This window comes from Aliiroseovarius sp. M344 (assembly GCF_025140835.1).
Classification (GTDB): Bacteria; Pseudomonadota; Alphaproteobacteria; order Rhodobacterales; family Rhodobacteraceae; genus Aliiroseovarius.
Genome location: NZ_CP081153.1, coordinates 2,200,732 through 2,223,814, shown reverse-complemented (window position 1 = coordinate 2,223,814; position 23,083 = coordinate 2,200,732). Strand labels below are relative to the sequence as shown.

The window sequence follows — 23,083 nt, the reverse complement described above, 5'->3', positions numbered from 1 at the left end:
GTATCTTGTCGCGCCTCCCCCGGATGGATCAGGCACGCCTGCATATTCTATGCGCTTGCATCCTCAAGGCGCGCAATAGATTCGTCGCGGCCCAGAACAAGCATCATATCGAATACGCTGGGGGTCACGGCGCGACCGGCCAGTGCTGCACGCAGCGGAGCGGCCAGTTTGCCAAATTTGGTACCATGAGCTTCTGCAAGCCCGTTCAGGATCCCTTCCAGCGTGTCGCGTTCCCAGCTAGCATTTTGCAGCTGCGGCGTCAATTCTTTCAGTATACCACGGGATACTTCATCCAGTGCGGCAGCCGCTTTTTCGTCCGCGATAATGGGGCGGGAAGTCATTGCAAATGAAGCCTTTTCAAGGAGTTGTGGGAGAGTCTTCGCGCCTGTTTTCAGCACATACATCGCATCCAATAAAAGTCCTCTTTGCTGCGACTGCAAAGGGTTTTGAGCGGTTGCGGCCAAAAATGACTCCAACTCTGCCATAACTTCGGCGTCGTCCATTGCTGACAGGTGCTGCCCCGATAGGTTGTCGAGTTTTTTGAAGTCAAACCGCGCCGGGCTCTTGCCGATTCCCTTCAGATCAAACCATTCCAACGCCTGCGCGTCGGTGAAAAACTCGTCGTCGCCGTGGCTCCAGCCTAATCGCGCCAAATAATTGCGCATTGCACGGGCGGGATAGCCCATGGCCTGATATTCCTCGACCCCCAGCGCGCCGTGGCGCTTTGACAGTTTCTTGCCGTCCGGACCGTGGATCAGGGGAATATGCGCCCAAACGGGCACGTCCCAGCCCATCGCTTGATAGACAAGCTGTTGGCGCGCGGCATTGTTCAGGTGGTCATCCCCGCGAATGGCATGGGTCACGCCCATATCATGGTCATCCACAACGACAGCCAGCATGTAGGTGGGTGTGCCATCGGAACGTAAACAAATCATGTCGTCGAGCTGGTCATTGCGGATCGTGACATCGCCCTGCACAGCATCCTTGATGACCGTCACCCCTTCGCGCGGGGCTTTCAGGCGAATGACATAGGGTGTGTTGGGGTGATTTGACGGATCGGCGTCGCGCCAAGGCGATTGATAGAGCGTGGACTTCCCCTCGGCCTTGGCGTGTTCGCGGAAGGCCTGAATTTCATCCTGCGTGGCGAAGCACTTATAGGCATGACCTGCAGCCAACATCTCGTGTGCGACCTCGGCATGTCGGCCCGCACGGTCAAACTGGCTGACCACCTCGCCGTCGTGATCAAGCCCCAGCCATGCCATGCCCCTCAGGATTGCCGCGGTCGCCTCGGGTGTTGACCGCGCCCGGTCTGTATCTTCGATCCGCAAGAGGAATTTACCGCCACGACCACGGGCAAACAGCCAGTTGAACAGGGCAGTGCGCGCCCCACCAATATGCAGATAGCCGGTGGGCGAGGGGGCGAAACGGGTGACGATCTGATCGGTGGTCATGAAGCGTTAACCTTTTGGAAACCATGCGGACGTTACTCAGGTATCAACGCGCGCCGCGCGCGCAATGAAACCACGGACCGGGCCAGTGTTTCTGTGAAACCGCCAGCCCGTGTTTGTCCCCACAGGCTTTACGCAAAAGGGAGGCCGCGAACAAGGGTGCTGGTCCACAAGTTCCTGACCCGGATCGAGGAAGAACGCGGTCGCCTGTTGCATTGGGCACCGCTTTTTCTGGGCGCGGGGATCGGGCTGTATTTCTCTCTCCAGTCAGAGCCGACGGCGCTGGTTTATGCTGGTGTGATGGTTTTGGTGGGGGCGTGTGTCCTGATCGCAAGATTTTGGCCCTGGGGCGTCGGACCAGTCGCAATGGCGGTTGGCTTGGTGGGGTTGGGCTTCTGTCTGGCCGGGGCGAGGGCGCATTACGTTGCCGCGCCGGTACTTGATTTCCGCTACTATGGCCCGGTCGAAGGGCGGATCGTCAAAATTGACCGGTCGCAGTCGGATGCGGTACGGCTGACGCTTGACCGCGTCCGGCTGGACGATGTCGGCCCAACAAAGCACGCGACAATTGTCCGGGTGTCATTGCATGGCGATCAAGGCTTTCTGACCCCGGCGATCGGCCAACGCATTGCCATGACTGCGCATCTGTCCGGCCCAAATGGCCCGGTCGAACCCGGAGGCTTTGATTTTCAACGTATGGCGTGGTTTCGCGGGATCGGGGCGGTGGGATACACACGGGTGCCCGCGCTTTTGTTGGCGCCTGCAGAGCCGGGGATAACCCTTGCCGTATCCCGCCTGCGGCAAGCGATCTCGGCTTGGGTGCGTGGCGTTCTGCCGGGCGAAACGGGTGCGTTCGCCGCCGCCATAACCACCGGCGACCGATCAACGATGGGCAAGGACACAATCAACGCGTTGCGCGCGTCCAATCTGGCGCATTTGCTTGCGATCTCAGGCCTGCATATGGGGTTATTGACCGGCTTCATCTTTCAAGCAGCCCGCATGGTGCTTAGCCTTTGGCAGGGGCTGGCTTTGCGCTATCCGATCAAAAAACTGGCGGCTTGTATCGCGATCCTTTCGGGTGGTTTCTATCTGGCCTTGTCTGGCGGCAACATCGCGACGGAACGCGCCTTTATCATGGTGGCCACGATGTTTGTGGCCATCCTGTTTGACCGCCGCGCGCTGTCATTGCGTGCTGTCGCTATGGCGGCGCTCATTGTGCTGACTCTTCATCCCGAGGCCTTGGTCGAGCCCGGTTTCCAGATGTCCTTTGCCGCCACCACTGCGCTGGTTGCGGTGTTTGGATGGCTGCGCGACAGGGCGCGCACCGACGACGTCTGGCGCGCGCCAAAATGGTCGCGTCCGATTCTGGCGGTGGTGATTTCGTCATTCGTCGCTGGCATGGCGACGGCCCCGTTTGGGGCGGCACATTTCAATCAGGTCAGCCATTTTGGCTTGCTGGCCAACCTGTTATCGGTGCCGGTCATGGGTGCGCTGATCATGCCGCTGGCGGTGTTGGCAGCGCTGCTGTCTGCAATTGGCCTTGGTTGGGCGCCGATCAAATTGATGGGCCCGCCGATTGACTGGATTATCGGGGTTGCACGGTTTGTGTCCTCGCTTGACGGCGCCACCGGACAAGTGCCCGCGCCGCCGGATGCGGTGCTGCCATTGGTTGCACTGGGAGGTATCTTTGCGACCTTACTGACACGACGCGCCCGCCTGCTGGCGTTACCGCCAATAGCGGCGGCGGCACTGGTCTGGGCGCAGGCCACCCGACCACCGATCCTGATCAGTGCGACAGGTGGGCTGGTCGGGATCATGACCGAGGCTGGGCGTGATCTGTCAAAGCCACGCGGTGAAAGCTTCGCGGCCCTGTCATGGCTCGAAAATGACGGCGACGCCGCCGATCAGGAGACAGCGTTTTCACGGACGGGGCTGTCAGGCGAGGCCGGGCATCTGACGGCCGAGATTGATGGCGCGGTTCTGGTCCATCTGACAGGCCGCAGTGCCGGTGATCGGGTAAGCGACGCTTGCGCCAAGGCCGATATCGTCGTGCTGTCGGGAAAACCGACAGCCACTCCGCCCGCGGGCTGCATAGTGATGGATCGCAAAAGCCTGTCCGAAACCGGGGCAATTGCACTTTGGCCAGATGCTGGAAGCTTCCGCGTTGACACGGCGCGCGCGCGCGCCGGTGACCGGCTATGGGCACGCTAAGGCGCAAGCCTGTTGCCCGCCGCCCGCAAAGCCCCTAGCTTTCCGGCCAAAGGAGCGAGCAATGGTCGAGACAGCAGGGCGCATCACCCTTTGGGGAGTCGAGGTTTTCGTGGCGACAGCCGATGAGCGCTCGATCTCGGTTGCTGCGCGGCGGTTGGGGGCAAGCCCGTCATCGGTCAGCCAGCAACTGACCAATCTTGAAACCGCTCTGGGCACCACCTTGCTTGACCGGTCGGCCCGCCCGATGCGCCTGACACCCGCCGGCGCGCTGTTTCTGAAACGCGCGCAAGCCATCCTGAACGAAGCCGAACAAGCCCGCGCCGAACTTGCGTTGGGGGCGATGTCACAGCTGTCTCGCCTGCGTTTGGGGATGATCGAGGATTTTGACGCAGACGTGACCCCCCGTCTGCTATCGGATCTGGCAAGCGATATGCAGTCCACCCGCTTTCTGCTGGAAACCGGAGCGTCTCACCGCTTGCACGACCAGTTGGATGCGCGTGCGTTGGATGTGATTATCGCGGCTGATACAGGGGCCTCGGCGCCATGGATGGAAGTGCATGCGTTGATGGAAGAGCCGTTCGTCGCAGCCGTACCCAAGGGTGTGATTGGGCGTGGCGATGCGGCGCAGGTACTGCGTGATCTGCCGTTGGTGCAATACACCGCGCGCCACCATATGGGGCGGGTCATCACGGACCATCTGGCGCGGCAGAACATCCGTCTGAACAATCGTTTCGAGCTGGACAGCTATCACGCGATCATGGCGATGGTGGCGTCTGGCGCTGGCTGGACAATCATCACACCCTTGGGATTTTTCCACGCTCAACGCTTCCGGGCGCAGACCGATCTGATCGAACTTCCCTTCGCGCCGATCTCTCGTCGGATCAACCTGACCGCCCGCCAAGGTGTGTTGGGCGCATTGCCAATGGATATGGCGACGCGCACAAAACACATTCTGGAAGACATGATCGTCGCGCCAGCCGCGCAATCTTACCCGTGGCTGGCGGGCAAACTGGCGTTGCTTTAGGCGGCGCTTGTTTTGGATGATCCGGTTTTGACGTCTTGCGCGGCGGCAACAAGCGCGTCAGCGATGAAATCCAGATCAGGTTTTTGCAAGCGCACCGGCAGGCGCGTGTCGCAGGCGCGCATCAGCATGGCGCGGGTCTGCGGCAATTCCCCCTGTCCATCGATGAAATGCCAGTTCCAGAAGGCTCGTGCGTTGTCCGTGCTCATCCCGAACACCTGAACCGAAACTCCACGCACTTTCGCAGCCTCTTGAAAGGCCACGGTGTCTGTATCGCTCATGCCCACAAGGTTGAACTGGATGGAGTCGGGCGCGCGCGTCTCGGCGGACAAGGGCGGGGGCACGTCGATCCACGGGCTTTGGTTCAGCTTGTCGGCCACGTAGTCGTGGTTCTTCAGACCGTCATTCACTCGACGCTCTAGTTCGCCCAGTTGGGGGCGAATGACCGCCGCAGACAGGTTGGACAGCCGTGTGTTGTAAAGCGGCAATTGGTTCTGCCAGCGCGCAAACGCATCTTGCAACGCCGAAGTATTGTCGCCGTGCGGGGCTTTGTGCTTCTTCCAATTGTGCTCGTAAGCGCCCGACATGATCACCGCGCGTGCAATCAGGTCAGCATCATCTGTGATCAGAATTCCGCCTTCGCCAGCGTTCAGCATCTTGTAAGACTGAAACGAGAAGCAGCCAATCTTGCCAATCGTGCCGATCTTGCGTCCGTGCCACTGCGTACCCAGCGAGTGCGCGGCGTCCTCAATCACCGGGACGCCGGCTGCGTCGCACAGGGCCATTATGGCGTCCATATCTGACGTGTGACCGCGCATGTGGCTGATGATCACAGCCTTGATGTCGCCGGCCAGTTTGGCTTCGAAATCCGCCATATCGACGCGATAGTTGTCCTGCACATCGACCAGCACGGGCTTGCAATCGGCATGGACAACCGCGCTTGGCACGGCGGCGAATGTGAAGGCCGGGATCAACACTTTCGCGTCGCGGGGCAGTGCCAGTGCCTTTAGCGACAAGAACAACGCGGCAGAGCAACTTGCCACGGCCAGCGCGTATTTCGCACCCATCATCTCGGCAAATTCGGCCTCAAGCAAGCTGACCGGTGCGTCTTCCGGCGCGGTATAGCGAAACAGGTCGCCAGATTTCAGAAGCTGGTCGATCTCGGCGCGGGCGGCTTCGGGGATGGGTTCTGCGTCATAGACGTTGGGGGCAAGGGTCATGTCCGGCTCTCAGTCCTGTGGGTCCAGCGCGAGGACCGTTCATCGATTATCTTCGGGATTATCGAAGAGTCATTTCGGCAAATCTAAAGATGGACGATGCCCATGAAAAGAAAAAACCGCCCGACGTCGCGTCAGACGGTTCCTTTTTTGCGTGGTCTTTTGTGTGACTTGGCCAGCCGCTTAGACGTTCAACAGCAGATGCTCGCGTTCCCATGGGCTGATGACCTGCAGGAATTCGTTATACTCTGTTTGCTTCACAATCGAGTAAACGCGTGCGAACTCCGGCCCCAGAACGTCATGCAGGCTTGTAGCCGCATCAAAAAGCTCCAGCGCATAGCCCAGATCGCGCGGAATATCCTCTTCGCCTTCATAGGCGTCGCCGCGATATTGCGAGGTGGGGCGTTTTTCTTCCATCAGGCCAAGATAGCCCGCAGCAAGACTGGCCGCGATGCCCAGATAGGGATTGCAGTCCATGCCCGCGATACGGTTTTCCACACGCCGCGATTTGGGCGAAGACAGCGGCACGCGGATACCTGTCGTGCGATTATCGCGTCCCCATTCAAGGTTAATCGGGGCGGCGTTGTCTTTCACATATCGGCGATAACTGTTCACATAAGGTGCCAGCACAGCCACCGCGCTGGGCAGGTGGTTCTGCATCCCGGCGATGAAGTGGAAGAACGCATCGGTGTCGCCCCCCTGCGGTCCGGCAAAGATGTTTTCGCCGGTTTTGCGATCCAGCACCGAATGGTGGATATGCATAGCGCTTCCCGGCTCTTCGGCGATCGGCTTGGCCATGAAGGTGGCAAAGCAATCGTGGCGCAGCGCGGCTTCGCGGATCAGGCGTTTGAAATAGAAGACCTCGTCCGCCAGCTTGATCGGGTCGCCGTGGATCAGGTTGATCTCAAGCTGACCGGCGCCGCCTTCTTGCGTGATGCCATCAATTTCAAAACCCTGAGCTTCCGCGAAATCATAGATATCGTCGATCACCGGCCCGAATTCATCGACAGCCGTCATCGAGTATGCCTGACGCGCGGCAGCCGGCCGCCCCGAACGGCCCATCATCGGCTTGATCTTCTCAGCCGGGTCAATGTTGCGGGCAACCAGATAGAACTCCATCTCGGGGGCAACGATAGGCTCCCACCCCTGTTTGTGATACAGATCGACCACACGCCGCAGCACGTTGCGCGGGCTGTAAGGGATCGGGTTTTTCTTGCGATCATACGCGTCATGGATCACCTGAAGCGTCCAGTCTCCGGTCCACGGCGCGGCGGTGGCTGTGGACATATCCGGGATGAGCGTCATGTCGCGTTCGATGAAACCTTCGTCGCCCGCCGCTTCGCCCCAGTCGCCTGTGATGGTCTGATAGAACACACTGTCTGGCAGGTGAAAGTAATCCTGGCGCGCAAATTTGCCAGCAGGTACCGCTTTGCCGCGCGCAATACCGGGTAGATCGGAAACGATGCATTCAACCTCGTCCAGCCGTTTGCCATCCAGATAGGCCCGTGCGGCTTCAGGCAGGTTTTCCATCCAGGCGTTGGCCTCTGATTTCGACTTGTCCATTACCTGTCCCCTTTGTTCAGAATTTTCGCCATCTGATCTGCGAATTTTTGCGTGTCGATGACCTGCGCCAAGCCATCTTGGGCCTTTGACAGAACATCTTCCGATATGTTGCCGCGTCCCCGGTATTTGATCAAAGCGTCGATCATCTGTGCGGTGAATTCCGGGTGTGGTTGAATGGTCATGATCTTGTCGCCAATCATCAGACCCGCGTTTTCGCAAAAGTCATTCGAAGCAAAGACCCGCGCACCTTCAGGTAGGTCCACCACCTGATCCTGATGCCACGCATTCAGGGCAATCTTTTCGCCGTCGATCTCATAGACCTGACGCCCAACGGCCCAGCCGCCGTCAAACTTCTGCACTTTACCGCCAAGGGCTTGCGCAATGATTTGATGGCCAAAGCACACACCGACGAGCGGCAGATCGGCGTCACGAATGTCACGAACCAGCTTTTCCAGTGGTGCGATCCAGTCGTGATCCTCATAAGCGCCGTGCTTCGACCCGGTGATCAGCCACCCGTCGGCAGCGTCTGGTCCGTCTGGAAACTGGTTGTCCACCACGCTGTAGATTGTGAAGTCATAGCCATGCCCATCAAGAAGCCGGATGAACATCTGGCCGTAATCGCCCAGATCATCGCGTACTTCATCAGGGGAGTGGCCGGTTTGAAGGATACCGATCCGCATGAATCACCGAATTTGATCAAATTATGAAACGGACACTAACCGAGCCTGTTGGTCGGAGCAAGGGGGGAAAATGCGCGCCTGTCTTATACAGCCAGCGAGGTCGCTCGCAGGTCATTCCAGTGGTGAAAGAGCAGCCAGTTGGGCGGTTAGCGCATCAGTGTGCGCATGAAGCCCGGACGGCGAACGGTGGCTTGCGGCAAATGACGGTTCAATCGTTTGCCAATTGTGCCAAACACCGTGATGACCACCAACGTCAGCAGAATGAAGAACCCTGCCAGAATGGGATAAGGGATAAACGGGTTGAAGGTCTTGTCGGCAAAGTAGCTTGCGTAATACAGCGCGTCGCCCCGTTGTGCCCACACCGGAAAGCCCGAGAAAAAGACCAGCGCCGTGGCGTGAAACAGAAAGATTGCCTCGTTGGTATAAGCCGGCCAGGCAAGCCGCAGCATCGACGGCCAGACGATCCGGGTAAACCGGGTGCGCCCTGTGATGCCATACGCATCCGCTGCCTCCAGATCGCCCTTCGGGATTGATTGCAGCGCGCCATAGAAAATCTCGGCAGTATAGGCCGTGGTGTTCAGGAACAAAACCAACGTAGCCCCCAGCCAGGCCGAGGTGAACGGGGCCATGAAGGGCACGCTTTGTTTGATCACAACAAAGACCGCATAGGCAAAGAACATCTGAATAAACAAGGGCGAACCGCGGAACACGTAGATAAAGAACTCGGCCGGTTTGCGCACCCATTTGTTTTCGCTGTTCTTAGCCAGCGCCATGCCGGTGGCTGCAAAAAACCCAAATACGATGGCAATCAGGCCGAAATAGATGTTCCAGAACATGCCCGAGCCGATCAGCGTCACCTGTTCGCACAAGGTAAAACCCTCGCGGGGTAACAGACGTTCGCCAAACCCCAGCGACCTGAACGCATAATCCTGTACGGTTTGAAGGCAACTCATTGTGCGGCCTTTCGTTGGGCTTCGCCAGCGGCGGTGGCCTGTCCGTGGGACAGGCGGCGCGAGATGCGTTTGAACACACGTTCACTGACCGAGGTCAGCATCAGATAGAACACGAGCAGCCCAAAGAAATAGATCGCGTGCCAGTTCCCATGCGGATAATCGGTAAATTTCGCAGCCTTGGTCGCCCCCAGTTCTCTGGCCCAATAAACGATGTCTTCGACACCCAGCAGAAACAAGAGCGGGGTGGCTTTGACAAGGATCATCCACAGGTTGGACAGGCCGGGCAGGGCATAGACCCACATCTGCGGCACTAGGATGCGCCAAAATGTCTGGCGCGATGTCATGCCATAGGCTTCGGCAGTCTCAAGTTGCGCGCGTGGCACTGCGCGCATCGCGCCATAAAGCACATTTGCCGCAAAAGCGCCGAACACGATGGAAAAGGTCAGCACTGCGAGTGAGAAGCCATAGGCCTCGTGAACCCATTGTGGGCTGGTCGATAAGGGTAGCTTGGCCTGCGTACAGACCACGAAATCGCTGCCCTGGCGGATCGGTTCGGACCAGTCGGGACATTTTGTCTTGTGGCGCAAATATTCGAACGCCTGATCCAGTGCGATCACGAAGAACATGAAAAAGGCGATGTCGGGCACACCGCGCACGATCGCCGTGTAGGTTTTGCCAAGAAGGCTGAGGGGCAAGAACCGCGACCGCGCGGCGGATGCCCCGGCAAAGCCGAACAAAAGGGCCACCGGCGCCGTGATCAACAGCAAAAAGATCACCGTCAGGAAGGACAGGTAAAAGCCCATATGCTTCCCGGTTGTCAGGTAGCAACTGAGCCAGCTCAGGCCTTCTAGCGTTGAGGGATCGGTGCAGTAGGAAAACATTGCGGATACCGGTTGACGTTTGTGCCAGATTGGCCGGTCGGTGTCAGACCGGGCGGCAAAAAATGGCCCGCGCAACTGATATGCGCGGGCCGGTAGGTTACATTACCACTGCGAGGAAACTTCCCACTTGGCAATCATCTCGTTCAACGTACCGTCGTCCTTCATGGACTGGATCGCCTTGTCAAACATGTCACGCATTTCCGCGTCGCTTTCGCGGAACCCCATGCCAACGCCGCCGCCGATGGCTTCCATCCGCTCCAGCATCACCAGACCGTCCGTGCCGACCATGGTATCAAGGAAGCTTTTGTCGGCCAGCACCGCGTCAGCTTCGCCGCTTTTCACGGCAGCGACAGTTTCTTCGGGGGTCGGGAACTCAACCAGGGTCCAGCCCTGATCAGCCACGAACGCAGCCTGAATGGTGGTGGCCTGAGCCGCTACAACAGCCGAAGCCGGGTCGACGTCAGCCGACATTGCGGCATAGGCCGAGGGATCTGGCGGGGTATAGGGTTGGGTGAAGTCGATCACTTCGTCGCGCTCGTCGGTGATCGACATGCCTGCGATGATCGCATCATAGTTGCCCGATACGAGGTTCGGGATGATCGTATCCCACTCGTTTTTGACCCATTCACAGGTCAGTTCCAGGCGTTTGCACAGCTCGTCGCCCAGCTCGCGCTCGAACCCGTCGATTTCACCAGCATCATTCACGAAATTCCAAGGTGCATAAGCGCCTTCGGTGCCCAGACGCACGGTTTTTCCGTGGTTGTCTGCCATCGCGAAGCCGGCCGTGACTGCAAGTGCCGCAGTCGAAAGGATCAGCTTTTTCATAAGTTAACTCCCATTAAGTGTTGGTTTTCTTGGCTTTCAAGTCAGTCAGGTTGAGTGGCTGACAGAAACTGTTTTAACCGTTCGCTTTTTGGCGATCCAAACAGCGTTTCGGGTGCGCCCTCTTCCTCGATCAAACCTTGATGCAGGAAGATGACGTGGTCGGACACGTCGGCGGCAAGCCGCATGTCGTGGGTGACGATCACCATGGTGCGGCCTTCGGCAGCAAGGTCTTTGATGACCTTGACCACCTCTTGTTCCAGCTCTGGATCAAGCGCCGAGGTCGGCTCGTCAAACAAAAGGGCCTTTGGCTCCATGCACAGCGCGCGCGCAATGGCGGCACGTTGCTGCTGCCCGCCGGACAGTTGCGCAGGCCAGACATCGCATTTGTCGCCGATCCCGACTTTGGCCAGATAGGCACGGGCTTTTTCTTCGACGTCGGATTTGTCACGCCCCAGCACGGTGACGGGCGCTTCCATCACGTTTTGCAGGATGGTCATATGTGACCACAGGTTAAACTGCTGAAACACCATCGAAAGATTGGTGCGGATACGCGTGACTTGTGCGCGGTCCGCTGGATGCCGGTGCAACGAATGACCCCGCCATGTGATCGGCTCACCTTCGAACAGGATGTCACCCTGTTGGCTGTCTTCAAGAAGGTTAGCACAACGCAGCAGCGTGGACTTGCCTGAGCCTGACGATCCGATCAGCGACACGACGTGCCCCCGCTCGGCCACAAGATCGACCCCCTTCAGAACCTCAAGTGCCCCATAACTTTTATGAAGGTCACGAATTTCGATCACAGGCGTGGCTGTGGATGAGGAATTGGCAGTTTGGTCGAGTGGCACGTATGAACCTAGTTATGGCAAGTGGTGTGACATCGGAGTAGGGCGCATATTTCTTTGAATTGCAACGGCGAAAAGGCGGGGAAGTTACGTAAATCATGGCGGAACGGCGGTTCGCCGGTCAGATTGTGCGCCATAGTCCATCATGCGCGCGCTTGGGTTGAACCCGAGCGTTGTTACAAACGCAGACCGATTTACGACCAGGTTGCGTTGGGATTTTCGGCTGGCGCGACCTTTGTGTCGTGAATGGCTTCGAAGGTGCTGCTCTTAGATCGAGGCGCCGTTCATGGCCTTCGCGGCGCGCAGGCGTGCTTCGTTGCTTTCGCGATCTGTGATGCCCAGAAAGCGTGGGATCATCCGCATCAAAGCGTCTTCTTCCGCAGTGCGTACACCGTCAGCCAAAACCACGGACCAAGCGGCTTCGATGACAGCCATGCGGTCATCAAGTGGCACCCCGTCCTTGACGGCGTTGGTAAACCGCACCGTGTCGGGCGCGACGGCTTCGATTTCCTCTGCCTCGTGCAGAAGCGCTGCGGCGGCGTCTCGAGTTAAATCATAGCGCTTTGACAGGATGCGGTTGATCTCGTCGATCTCAGTTGCACCATAAGCGTGGTCCGAGCGCGCCAACCGCACCAGAAGAGCCGTGATGGCCAGCCGGGCATCGTCATCGGCAAGCGGGACGGGGTTGGGTTGGGTCAGTTTGCTGAGAAGGGATCCGAACATGGGGGTAACTTAGGCGACTTCGCCAAAAATGCCAGCCCGACATTTGTAACCGAGCGTCACATCCGCGTCAGGTATCGCCGCGACCTAAAGCGTTTCGAATTAAACCGGAGACCGGGATCATCCGAAACGCCGTTCAACACTTCAGCGTTTCGCGCGTTTCGCCAAAAACCGGTGTCGTAGGTTTTTTCGAAACGCTTTAACTGCCCAAACTGTCCTGATCATAGCGGATGTCGTCCACAGCGATGCCACCGGGGTCGCGGTGGGTCAGGGTTATGGCTTTGGCAGGTGGCGCAATCAACAGTCCCACCGCGTTCACACCGTGGACCGGTTGCAGGTCGTGATGCGCGATTTCGGCACCCGATTGATCGTAAAACGTCAGTGTCACAGTGCCCGGTTGCGGCCGGGAGCCAAGCGGATCGGGGTAATCTGCATGCAGTTTCAGCCCAAACGCTGAGACCGAATTGTCGAAAACCAGCGCCAGCGCTCCTTCGCCGCGGCCCGAGCGCTTACTAAATCCGTCAGGTCCAAGCGGAAAGGCGGCGTTGGACCCGAAGCCTGCATGATAGGCGACCGCAAGTGCCGCGTCTGTGTCGCCCAAACTGCTGCGAAGGGGCAGGTCAGGTATGCCCTCAAGCAGGTCAAACCCATCGACCGGGCGCACCGTTTGGCCGGCCAATTGCGCGCCGATGACCAGACCAGAATAAATGATTGGCCCCGGTACGGGCTGGCCGGGTTCCGGCAATGTTGCGAAGTCTTCAAAATCGACAAGGCCGGGCAATTGACCGGCCAGATCGGCGTAATCCACCTGTGTCACTTCGCCAGCAGTAAGGGATTGTGCGGAAAGAATAAATCCTGACAGCAGCGCCCGGATCATACCAGACGCTCGACCTCTTTCGCGGCGCGGATGAAATCGGCGAACAAGGGCGCTGGGTCGAACGGTTTGGACTTCAGTTCCGGGTGGAATTGCACGCCGACAAACCACGGGTGGTCCTGCCATTCTACGATTTCCGGTAGCCGTCCATCGGGAGACATGCCTGAGAAATGCAACCCACACTCTTCCAGCTGCTTGCGGTATTTTGTGTCCACCTCATAGCGGTGGCGGTGACGTTCCTCGATGGTGGTCGAGCCATAAATCTCGGCCACTTTTGATCCTTCGGTCAGGGTCGCCGTGTAAGCGCCCAACCGCATGGTGCCACCCTTGTCGTCCGAGACCTTGCGCTTGACCTTGTAATTGCCCTGCACCCATTCCTTCAGGTGATAGACAACCGGCGTGAAGCGGGTTTCACCGGCCTCGTGGTCGAATTCTTCCGATCCGGCATCCTTGATGCCCGCGACGTTGCGCGCCGCTTCGACAACCGCCATCTGCATCCCCAGACAAATGCCCAAATAGGGGATTTTGCGTTCGCGGGCGAATTGTGCGGTTTTGATCTTGCCTTCCGTGCCGCGCTCGCCAAAGCCGCCGGGCACAAGGATGGCGTGGAACCCTGCCAGATATGGCGCCGGGTCTTCCGCCTCAAACAGTTCGGCATCCACCCATTCCAGTTTGACCCGCACACGATTGGCCATGCCACCATGCATCAAAGCCTCTTTGATCGACTTATAGGCATCCTCAAGCTGGATATATTTGCCAACGACGGCCACGCGCACTTCGCCTTCCGCATTGTGAATGCGATCTTCGACATCTTCCCAGCGGCGCAGGTCAGGCTTGGGGGCAGGGGCGATCTGGAAGGCGTCCAGCACGGCCTGATCCAGCCCGACTTTGTGAAACGCCATCGGCGCTTCGTAAATCGACTTCAGGTCATAGGCCGGGATCACCGCATCCGGGCGGACATTACAAAACAGCGCAATCTTGTCGCGCTCCTTTTCCGGGATATTATGTTCGGCGCGGCACACCAGCACATCGGGCGCGATACCGATTGACCGGAGTTCCTTCACCGAGTGCTGTGTGGGTTTTGTCTTTAACTCGCCCGAGGCCGCAAGGAAGGGCAGCAGCGTCAGGTGCATGAAGATGCACTGACCACGCGGGCGTTCCTGACTGAATTGACGGATGGCCTCAAAGAAAGGCAGGGCTTCGATATCACCGACCGTGCCGCCGATTTCGCAGAGCATGAAATCAACCTCGTCATCGCCGATCTCTACGAAGTCTTTGATTTCGTTGGTGACGTGCGGGATCACCTGAATGGTTTTGCCCAGATAGTCGCCGCGCCGTTCTTTCTCCAACACGGTGGTGTAAATGCGACCGGAACTGACCGAGTCGGTGTTGCGGGCGGCAACCCCGGTAAAACGTTCGTAATGGCCAAGATCCAGATCGGTTTCTGCGCCATCATCTGTGACAAACACTTCGCCATGCTCAAACGGGCTCATCGTGCCGGGATCGACGTTCAGATAGGGGTCAAGTTTGCGCATCCGCACCGTATAGCCGCGCGCTTGCAACAGCGCGCCAAGGGCTGCAGCGGTCAAACCTTTGCCCAAAGAAGAAACAACACCACCGGTGATGAAGATGTAACGTGCCATGCGTTAGGCTGCCCCCGTGAATTCGGCGTCAGTGCGCCTTTGATTATTGGCTTTCGAACACTGCGCACGGCCATAAATATGGCCCCGGCGAATCCGCTTCCCACGGGGTTAAAGACATAACCGATTCCGGTGCCCCGCGCAACCGGATCGCAAGATGATGGGGCAGGAAATCCGCCCCTCCTCAAGGTATTGTGGGTATTAGTCGGCGCGCGGTGGCGTCAGGCTGTCATCCGCGCTGCTGGGCGGAAGCAAATCGGTCACGTCTGGCAAGGCAGGCGCATCGCCTTCGGCCGCAGGGGCTTCGATGCCCAGCGTGTCAATGACAGAGCTGTCAGCCGCGTTCTTTGCGGCAATCACTGTCAGGGTGATCGACGTGCCCAGAAAGGCAATTGCAAAAAGCCAGGTCAGCTTGCCCAGGGCGGTTGCCGCGCCGCGGGACGACATAACGCCACCGCCGCCACCGCCGCCGATGCCAAGGCCGCCGCCTTCTGACCGCTGCAAAAGCACGATCCCGATCAGGCCAAGGGCCAGGACCAGGTGAATGACGAGGATGACGTTTTCCATAAGGGACGCTTCCGTGACTGGGGGTTCGTTCGATCTGCGGGGCTATGTAGGGGAAAAGCGGAAGGGGTGCAAGAAGGGCCGCGCCCCCAATGTGCGATTCCGTCACCTGTTTAACTTCGATATGCGGATTACGGGTTTCGCGCCGGGTCATGTGCGGCTATGACCCTAACGGGTTTTCTTTGAGACAGGAAAAAGATCATGGCCAATGTAGTCGTCGTAGGCGCCCAGTGGGGCGATGAAGGAAAAGGCAAGATCGTTGACTGGCTCAGCGAACGTGCCGATGTGATTGCGCGCTTTCAGGGCGGCCACAATGCGGGCCACACGCTGGTTGTCGATGGCGAGGTTTACAAGCTGCACGCGCTGCCATCCGGCGTTGTGCGCGGCGGCAAGCTGTCAGTCATCGGCAACGGTGTTGTGCTGGACCCATGGCACCTGCTGAACGAGATCGAGACGATCAGCAAGCAAGGCGTCGATATCTCGCCCGAGACGTTGATGATCGCTGAAAACACACCGCTGATCCTGCCGTTTCACGGAGAGCTGGACCGTGCGCGGGAAGAAGCTGCCAGCAAGGGCACAAAGATTGGCACCACCGGGCGTGGTATTGGACCATGTTACGAAGACAAGGTTGGCCGCCGCGCGATCCGCGTTGCCGATCTGGCTGATCACGCGACGCTTGAGGCTCGCGTCGACCGCGCGCTTCAACACCACGACCCGCTGCGCAAGGGGCTGGGGATCGAGGCGATCGACCGCGATGCGCTGGTTGCCCAGTTGAAAGAGGTCGCGCCGAAAATCCTGCGCTTTGCTGCCCCGGTCTGGAAGGTGCTTAACGAAAAGCGTAAGGCTGGCAAACGTATCCTGTTCGAAGGCGCGCAAGGGGCGCTTCTGGACATTGATTTCGGCACCTATCCGTTTGTCACATCGTCCAACGTCATCGCCGGGCAGGCGGCGACGGGTGTGGGCATTGGCCCCGGATCAATCGACTATGTGCTTGGGATCGTGAAGGCCTATACCACCCGCGTCGGTGAAGGCCCGTTCCCGACCGAGCTGGACGATGCCGACGGTCAGATGCTGGGCGAACGGGGCCACGAGTTTGGCACCACCACCGGGCGCAAGCGTCGCTGTGGTTGGTTTGACGCCGCCTTGGTGCGCCAAACCTGTGCGACATCGGGTGTGACCGGCATCTCGCTGACCAAACTGGACGTTCTGGATGGGTTTGAGACGCTGAAAATCTGCGTGGGCTATGATCTGGACGGCAAGCAGATGGATTATCTGCCAACCGCTGCAGATGAACAGGCGCGCTGCACCCCGATCTATGAAGAAATGCCCGGTTGGTCGGAAACGACCGAAGGCGCACGCAGCTGGAACGACCTGCCCGCCAATGCGATCAAATATGTGAAGCGGGTGGAAGAGCTGATCGACTGCCCTGTCGCGCTTTTGTCCACCAGCCCGGAACGTGACGACACGATCCTTGTCACCGACCCGTTTGCGGATTGATCGACATGGCCTTGGGATACAAAGCACGTAAACGATTGTCTTTGCTGGTTTTACTGGTGGGCCTGCCACTCTACATTCTCGTGGCCGTAAAGGTTGTCAGCTTGTTTGACCGTCCACCAATTCTGCTGGAACTGCTGGTCTATATCGTGCTTGGTTTCCTGTGGATGATCCCGCTGCGCAAAGTGTTTTTGGGGGTGGGGAAGCCCGATCCGGAAGCAGACCCGGAAAGCTATCCGCATGATCCAGAAGGCAAATATGCGCTGAAAGACGAAGATAAATAGGATCGAACGCGATCACAAAAAAAAGGGAGCCAATCAGGCTCCCTTTTCTCGTTTCTGTCGTAGATCTTACGCCGATTGGCGACCGTTTTCGTCAGAGTCCTGACCTGCAGCCAAGGCAAACCGACCCGGTGCGATTTTGCTGATACGGCCCTCACGCAGCAGGCGTCCAAAAGCACGCAACGCTTCTTCGCGTGAGATGCCGCCGTTCACTTTCAGTCCCATGACCAACCGCATCACATGTGGGCGGCTGAATTGGGGCAGGCCCTGAACTTTGGTGGCATAGGTGGCCGCAGCCTCCATCAGGCCGTTCATGTCCGAGGCATCAGCGCCGTTTACATAAGCAGCGAACCCGTCCTGCGACGGATCGGCTGATACAGCTTGTGCGTCTTTTTCGATGCCTTCAATCTGGGTTTGCCCGGCGACGGTCTCGGCCTTGCTTCCGGGCTTGCGGCTGACGCGACGCGGACGCACGATTCGAACAGCTTTGTTTGCTTTGTGCTCAGCGGTTTGTGCGTCATCAGCATCGTCGGCAACATCGACACCATCAACCCGCTGTTCTGACACCAGAACCAGCGGCGCCATACGCAAAGAGCTGGTTTTTTCCTCGGTAATTTCAGGCCGCTTCGGGCGCACTGCACGGGCGAGATCTGCACGATAGGGATCAGCTTCGTCTTCGGACACTTCAACATCGCCCGCGTCTTCGTCCGCGCGTTTGGCTTGTACGGCTGCTTTCAAGTGCTCGATCGAATTGCGACGGCGCGAAGCCTCTTGGCTGTCCATTTTGTCGTTGGTTTCCGCCAGAATGCGGTTCAGCGTCTCGTCACTTTGATCGGCGGCGCCATTGTCAAAGACTTGCTCGCGGCGTTCGCGGCGTGCCTCTGTTTTGACTTCGTGGTCGATCATGTTCAGAAGCTTCAGCGTCGAATGATCGTCCCCTGCCGTCTCGTCGGCACCTTGATCCGTCGCCTCAGTGGCTTCTGCATCCACGACAGCCGCGTCATCCGCAGATTTGGGATCAACCGCAAGTTCTTCGGAGCCGTCGTTGCGGCGCATCCGTTTAACGCGCACGACACGGTTCACCGGCACGACAGGCTCAGGTTCGTCGTCGAATGTGTTCTCCAGAACGTTAGAGACACCGTCCTCCAGATCCAGGTCCGCGGTGTCATCGTCGTCGTAGCTGTCTTCAAAATCGTCAGTGTCCGCTTCGGCTTTGTCGCCACGCGCGTTCAACTGCGACAAGATCGCGTCAACGTCATCGTCGGTTTCACCTTGCACGCTGTCTTTGGCGGACAGAAGCAACGGACCGTCGGTTGTGCCTTCATCGTCTTTATCGCTGTCTGTCAGGTCGGCGATGACCTCAGCTTCTTCGTCATCTTCAGCCCGCGCAACGTCCCGCTGGTCCGGTTGATCGACGTCGTCGGCGTCGTCGGCTTCCGATACTGTCAGGTCCGTTTCATCGTCATCAGTTTCATAGAACGGCTCGGCGTTCGGGTCGTCCGAGAAGCTTTCCAGGTCATCTGCGTCAGCGGCATCACGAATGCGCGCCAGCTTTGCTTCTACGCTTTCTACCTCAACTTCTTCCGGCTCCACAGCGGCGGCTTCTTCCGCCATGTGTTCGAAATTGTCAGCGACTTCGGCTTCGGTTTCATCGGCAGCGGCCTCAGTTTCCTCGGCTTCAGCGACAGCTTCCTCTGCCTCTGTAACGGTTTCTTCGGCAGTTTCTTCTGCGGCTTCTTCAGCCAACGCTTCTTCTTCTACGGCCTCTTCTGCTGCGGTTTCTTCAACCGCGGCTGCTTCGGGCTCGTCTGCCGATTCTTCAACTTCGTCGACCTGCTGATCGGCGTCGTCGTCGTTCAACAGGGCCTGACCCGCAACTAATGTCGCGCCGGTCTTGGTCACGGAGGGCAGAGAGGTGCCTTCTTGACGCAAGACAACGCCGTCTTCTTCCACACGCGCCTCGACCCGCTTTTGAACTTCGCGTTCCGCAATGCGGTGCAGTACTTCGGCATCAGGGGTTGGCGGTTCAGCACCGAAATAACGGTCGTCAGCGGCAAGGTCGCGGAAATACTCCGCGATGGACTTCATCGTCCCAAATGGCTCGTCGAATCCCTCAAGCGTGCACGAAAACGTGCCATAGGAAACAGTGAGGATTTTGCTGTTACTCACCATGGATAACTCACTTTCTCCTCCGAAACTGCACAGGTATACACACTGTACATGGTTCCGGGAACTTTAACAAAATCGTGCAAATGCACGGTAAATTTTTTTCCGGACAAATCCGTTCTTAAGATCAGATTGGGAGACAATTGTGTCCATAATGAGATATTTTCGCCAATTTTCCCACAATGTGACCTTACTGGGCGGCGGCGCTGTAAATCCTGCCACGCTTTCGCACTGTCTTCAGCTCGCACCGGAGTTGGTGGCGGCAGATGGTGGCGCGGATCAGGCGTTGGAGCTGGGGCACGTGCCTGTCGTTGTCGCGGGAGACATGGATTCTGTTTCCGAGCACGCGCGCAAGACCATTGGCGCGGACAGATTTGTTGAGACCCCTGACCAGAATCGCACGGATTTTCACAAGACACTCGATCTGATTGATGCGCCTGTGGTGTTGGGTGTTGGGTTCATGGGCAAGCGGCTGGATCATGAGCTTGCCTGCTATAACACTTTGGTTGGGTTGCCTGAAAAGCGCGTGATCCTGGTGGGCGAGGTGGATATTTGCTTCCATCTGAGCCGCCCATTGGAAATGACGCTGCCGGTCGGCACACGGTTTTCGCTGTTCCCGATGGCGAAAGTGAATGTGCGCGGCACAGGATTGGTCTGGCCGCTCGACGATCTTGAAATGTCGCCTTGGGGGATGATTGGCACGTCAAACGAAACCAATGCGCCCGCTGTCACGGTTGAGGCCGATGGCGCGGGCCTTCTGGTGATTCTGCCACGGGCGCATCTGACGGACGCGATTGCGGCCCTGACGCCATCCTAGCAGTTTGGGACGTTTACAGCCAAGCCGCCCAATGACGTCTCTTTGTACTTTTCCGACATGTCCTGCCCGGTCTCGAACATCGTCTTGATGCAGGCATCCAGCGGCACAAGGTGCGTGCCGTCGCCCCGCAGCGCCAGTGACGCCGCCGACACGGCCTTAATCGCACCCAGCCCGTTGCGTTCGATGCACGGCACCTGAACCAGCCCGCGCACAGGGTCGCAGGTCAGGCCAAGATGGTGTTCCAGCGCGATCTCGGCGGCGTTCTCGATTTGCATTGGTGTGCCGCCCATGACCGCGCACAGCCCGGCGGCGGCCATGGCGCTGGCTGATCCAACCTCGGCCTGACAGCCAGCTTCGGCACCCGAGATGGAGGCGTTGTGTTTCACAATCCCGCCGATGGCGGCGGCGGTCAGCAGGAAGTCGTGCACGCGAGAGGGGACAGCGCTGGGCACATGTTGCAACCAATAGCGCACCACGGCGGGCAACACGCCAGCCGCGCCGTTGGTTGGGCTGGTCACCACCTGGCCACCCGCGGCGTTTTCTTCGTTCACCGCCATCGCATAGACGCTCATCCAGTCGTTGATGATGTGCGGCGCGGAAATGTTCAGACCCTGTTCGGCCATCAGGCTGTTGTGAATCGCCATCGCCCGGCGGCGCACCATCAAGCCGCCCGGCAGAATACCGTCTTCCGTCAAGCCGCGGTCGATGCAGTTGTTCATCACCTCCCATATCCGGTCCAGCCCTTCGGCCAGCGCGTTGGGACCCATATGCTCAAGTTCATTGGCGCGTTTCATCTCGGCAATGGTTTTGCCGGATTCCTCTGCCATTTGCAGCATTTGGGCGGCGGTCTCAAACGGGTAGGGGTGGCGCTTGGCGTCGCGCGCATCCATCACTGCTTCGCGGGCTTGTTCGGCAGCAGTCACCACAAAACCGCCACCGATCGAGTAATAGGTCTCGCGCACCACAACGTCGCCCTGCGCATCGGTCGCCATCAGTTGCATCCCGTTGGCATGGCCGGGCAAGGGCGTTTCATAATCAAAATACAGGTCGGTTTTGGGGGTGAAAGACAAAGTGCCCAACCCTTCAGGACTTACCGTGCCAGTGCGTTCGATCTCGGCCAACGTTTCCTCTGCGCGAGCCCGGTCATAGGTCTCAGGCAGAAAGCCGGCCAAGCCAAGGATGGTTGCGCGGTCCGTCGCATGGCCGACGCCAGTAAACGCCAGCGACCCGTGTAGGGACGCCTGAAGACCAACAACTTTGAACGGCTGCGCCCTGAGGTGGTCAAGGAAACGCCCGGCGGCCACCATCGGTCCCATGGTATGGGATGAACTGGGACCTACTCCAACTTTGAACATGTCGAAAACGGACAGGAACATAATGACCTCGTGCTTCAGGGGTTTAGTGGTTCAGACTACAGTGATTATATCAGCGGTAAATGTCATCGCGAAAGCGACGCTTTTTAGGTCAGTCCGGCCGGGTCAGCACAAAAGCTGCTCCCGCGCCCATCAAGATGCCCTGAGCAAGCAGGACCCAGCCGGGCGCTCCTAGGGTTAGCGACAGGACAAAGACCAGCGACATCATCGATACGGCAAGCGTTTTGGCCCGTCGCGAGATCGCGCCGCGCTCTTCCCAATCCTGAATGGCGGGGCCGAAATGGGCGTGATCAATCAGCCAGGCGCGCGCTTTCGGGCTGCTTTTGCCAAAGGCGAAGGCTGCGACCAGCAAGAACGGAGTGGTGGGCAGAACGGGCAATATGACGCCGATCAGCCCCAGCGCCACGGCGCTCCAACCCAACGCGATATAGAAAACTCTGCTCATTGGTCCTTGAAACCTGTGCCGGTTCTGCGTCGCGCCAGCATTGGGCGAAGCGGTGGCGATTGTCCACCCGACCCACGCGGGATGCTGGCGTGCGCGAAATTCAGCGTCGCACGACGTTAGCCCCTCGCCACCTCTGCCCATGCGTTTTATAAACCGCAGGACTCGTAACATGCGCCACAAGGGGAATCGCTGCCATGTCCGGAGAACTCTCACCCATCGACACCGCCAAATTCGTCGCCGCAAAACGCGCGGTTCAATATGTCGAGGATGGCATGCGCGTGGGGCTGGGAACCGGTTCGACCGCCGCTTGGATGGTGCGTTGCCTGGGGGAACGGGTCCGAACCGAGGGGCTGAAAATCACCGGCGTGCCGACCAGCACCCGAACCGCCGATTTGGCGCGTCAGGTGGGCATTGAGGTCACAACGCTGGACGCGGCCAAGTGGTTGGATCTGACGATTGACGGCACGGATGAATATGACCCGGACCTGTGCCTGATCAAAGGTGGCGGCGGTGCGCATCTGCAGGAAAAGGTCGTGGCCACCGCGTCAGACCGGATGGTGGTGATCGCAGACCCGACAAAGGCCGTTGATATGCTGGGGGCGTTTCCGCTGCCGATCGAAGTGATTCCCTTTGGCCTTCAGGCGACCAAAGGTCTGGTCGAAGAGCTTCTGAGCGCGATGGATGTGCTGGGCACCAAAACGATCCTGCGCGAAAGCGGCGGGGTGCCGTTTGTCACGGACGAAGGCAACCACATCATCGATTTGCACCTGAAGCGCATCCAAGACCCGCGCAAACTGTCGATGGTTCTCAACCAAGTGCCCGGCGTGGTTGAAAACGGTTTGTTCATAGACATCTGTGATGCAGTTGTCATCGGCCATGGCGATGGCCGGGTCGAGGTGATCGACATCAACGAAGGCACCCATGAGGAAGAGCGGATCGAGTTTGGCGACAGCAGCAATATCTTCGCCGATATCTGATCCGGTCAGATTGACCCGCGCAATCGTGATCCATGTGACATTGCTGGCTCTGGAAGTCCGGCGGCGAAGCCCATAGCTTCTGCCGGAATAT

At 58.6% G+C, this 23,083-nt stretch carries 21 protein-coding genes; 6 read left to right on the top strand and 15 right to left on the bottom strand.

Annotated features, from left to right (window positions below):
• Positions 1-47: 47 nt before the first annotated feature.
• On the bottom strand, positions 48-1,451 hold the full coding sequence (gene gltX, locus K3556_RS10815) for a glutamate--tRNA ligase (RefSeq protein ID WP_260516796.1): 1,404 nt from the start codon (positions 1,449-1,451) through the stop codon (positions 48-50).
• Positions 1,452-1,607: 156 nt separating this feature from the next.
• Here gltX and K3556_RS10810 point away from each other — a divergent pair, with 156 nt between their 5' ends.
• Both K3556_RS10810 and K3556_RS10805 read left to right on the top strand, forming a co-directional pair.
• A complete protein-coding gene (locus K3556_RS10810) occupies positions 1,608-3,659 on the top strand; it encodes a ComEC/Rec2 family competence protein (protein ID WP_260516795.1) in 2,052 nt (683 codons plus the stop codon).
• A gap of 61 nt (positions 3,660-3,720) precedes the next feature.
• Positions 3,721-4,683: a LysR family transcriptional regulator gene (locus K3556_RS10805; RefSeq protein ID WP_260516794.1), complete on the top strand. Its 963-nt coding sequence runs from the start codon at positions 3,721-3,723 to the stop codon at positions 4,681-4,683.
• Here K3556_RS10805 and K3556_RS10800 read toward each other — a convergent pair.
• The 11 genes from K3556_RS10800 to secG form a co-directional block, all read right to left on the bottom strand.
• The gene (locus K3556_RS10800) at positions 4,680-5,900 is read right to left on the bottom strand and encodes a DegT/DnrJ/EryC1/StrS family aminotransferase (RefSeq protein WP_260516793.1); all 1,221 of its coding nucleotides are present in this window, start codon (positions 5,898-5,900) and stop codon (positions 4,680-4,682) included. The genes K3556_RS10805 and K3556_RS10800 overlap by 4 nt on opposite strands.
• A gap of 180 nt (positions 5,901-6,080) precedes the next feature.
• Complete coding sequence (locus K3556_RS10795; RefSeq protein ID WP_260516792.1) at positions 6,081-7,460, bottom strand: glutamine synthetase family protein; 1,380 nt, start codon at positions 7,458-7,460, stop codon at positions 6,081-6,083.
• The gene (locus K3556_RS10790; protein WP_260516791.1) at positions 7,460-8,140 is read right to left on the bottom strand and encodes a type 1 glutamine amidotransferase; all 681 of its coding nucleotides are present in this window, start codon (positions 8,138-8,140) and stop codon (positions 7,460-7,462) included. The genes K3556_RS10795 and K3556_RS10790 overlap by 1 nt, the downstream gene beginning before the upstream one ends.
• A gap of 146 nt (positions 8,141-8,286) precedes the next feature.
• Complete coding sequence (locus tag K3556_RS10785; protein WP_260516790.1) at positions 8,287-9,093, bottom strand: ABC transporter permease; 807 nt, start codon at positions 9,091-9,093, stop codon at positions 8,287-8,289.
• The gene (locus tag K3556_RS10780) at positions 9,090-9,974 is read right to left on the bottom strand and encodes an ABC transporter permease (protein ID WP_260516789.1); all 885 of its coding nucleotides are present in this window, start codon (positions 9,972-9,974) and stop codon (positions 9,090-9,092) included. The genes K3556_RS10785 and K3556_RS10780 overlap by 4 nt, the downstream gene beginning before the upstream one ends.
• Positions 9,975-10,076: 102 nt before the next feature.
• The gene (locus K3556_RS10775) at positions 10,077-10,799 is read right to left on the bottom strand and encodes a transporter substrate-binding domain-containing protein (protein ID WP_260516788.1); all 723 of its coding nucleotides are present in this window, start codon (positions 10,797-10,799) and stop codon (positions 10,077-10,079) included.
• Positions 10,800-10,840: 41 nt separating this feature from the next.
• Positions 10,841-11,644 carry an amino acid ABC transporter ATP-binding protein gene (locus K3556_RS10770; protein ID WP_312847258.1) on the bottom strand — a complete coding sequence of 268 codons (804 nt, stop codon included), beginning with the start codon at positions 11,642-11,644 and terminating at the stop codon, positions 10,841-10,843.
• Positions 11,645-11,908: 264 nt separating this feature from the next.
• Positions 11,909-12,364 carry a TerB family tellurite resistance protein gene (locus K3556_RS10765; protein ID WP_260516787.1) on the bottom strand — a complete coding sequence of 152 codons (456 nt, stop codon included), beginning with the start codon at positions 12,362-12,364 and terminating at the stop codon, positions 11,909-11,911.
• 196 nt (positions 12,365-12,560) lie between these two features.
• A complete protein-coding gene (locus K3556_RS10760; protein ID WP_260516786.1) occupies positions 12,561-13,238 on the bottom strand; it encodes a hypothetical protein in 678 nt (225 codons plus the stop codon).
• On the bottom strand, positions 13,235-14,878 hold the full coding sequence (locus tag K3556_RS10755; RefSeq protein ID WP_260516785.1) for a CTP synthase: 1,644 nt from the start codon (positions 14,876-14,878) through the stop codon (positions 13,235-13,237). Before K3556_RS10755 ends, K3556_RS10760 begins: the two co-directional genes overlap by 4 nt.
• Before the next feature lie 198 nt (positions 14,879-15,076).
• On the bottom strand, positions 15,077-15,442 hold the full coding sequence (gene secG, locus K3556_RS10750) for a preprotein translocase subunit SecG (RefSeq protein WP_260516784.1): 366 nt from the start codon (positions 15,440-15,442) through the stop codon (positions 15,077-15,079).
• 198 nt (positions 15,443-15,640) lie between these two features.
• Between secG and K3556_RS10745 the strand changes: the two genes are divergently transcribed.
• Both K3556_RS10745 and K3556_RS10740 read left to right on the top strand, forming a co-directional pair.
• Positions 15,641-16,936, top strand: coding sequence for an adenylosuccinate synthase (locus tag K3556_RS10745; protein ID WP_260516783.1), 1,296 nt, complete (start codon positions 15,641-15,643; stop codon positions 16,934-16,936).
• A gap of 5 nt (positions 16,937-16,941) precedes the next feature.
• Positions 16,942-17,217 carry a DUF2842 domain-containing protein gene (locus tag K3556_RS10740; protein WP_260516782.1) on the top strand — a complete coding sequence of 92 codons (276 nt, stop codon included), beginning with the start codon at positions 16,942-16,944 and terminating at the stop codon, positions 17,215-17,217.
• Positions 17,218-17,283: 66 nt separating this feature from the next.
• Here the strand turns inward: K3556_RS10740 and K3556_RS10735 are convergent, their stop codons facing one another.
• Positions 17,284-19,386 (bottom strand): hypothetical protein, encoded by a 2,103-nt coding sequence (locus K3556_RS10735; protein WP_260516781.1) that lies wholly within the window; start codon positions 19,384-19,386, stop codon positions 17,284-17,286.
• 148 nt (positions 19,387-19,534) lie between these two features.
• On the opposite strand from K3556_RS10735, the gene K3556_RS10730 reads away from it, so the two are divergent.
• A complete protein-coding gene (locus K3556_RS10730) occupies positions 19,535-20,197 on the top strand; it encodes a thiamine diphosphokinase (RefSeq protein WP_260516780.1) in 663 nt (220 codons plus the stop codon).
• On the opposite strand, the gene K3556_RS10725 is transcribed toward K3556_RS10730, so the two are convergent.
• Positions 20,194-21,573, bottom strand: a complete 1,380-nt coding sequence (locus tag K3556_RS10725; RefSeq protein WP_260516779.1) for an L-serine ammonia-lyase — start codon at positions 21,571-21,573, stop codon at positions 20,194-20,196. The two genes, K3556_RS10730 and K3556_RS10725, sit on opposite strands and share 4 nt — an antisense overlap.
• A gap of 88 nt (positions 21,574-21,661) precedes the next feature.
• On the bottom strand, positions 21,662-22,015 hold the full coding sequence (locus K3556_RS10720) for a YbaN family protein (protein ID WP_260516778.1): 354 nt from the start codon (positions 22,013-22,015) through the stop codon (positions 21,662-21,664).
• Positions 22,016-22,209: 194 nt separating this feature from the next.
• On the opposite strand from K3556_RS10720, the gene rpiA reads away from it, so the two are divergent.
• On the top strand, positions 22,210-22,992 hold the full coding sequence (gene rpiA / locus K3556_RS10715; protein WP_260516777.1) for a ribose-5-phosphate isomerase RpiA: 783 nt from the start codon (positions 22,210-22,212) through the stop codon (positions 22,990-22,992).
• The last annotated feature ends 91 nt before the right edge of the window (positions 22,993-23,083 follow it).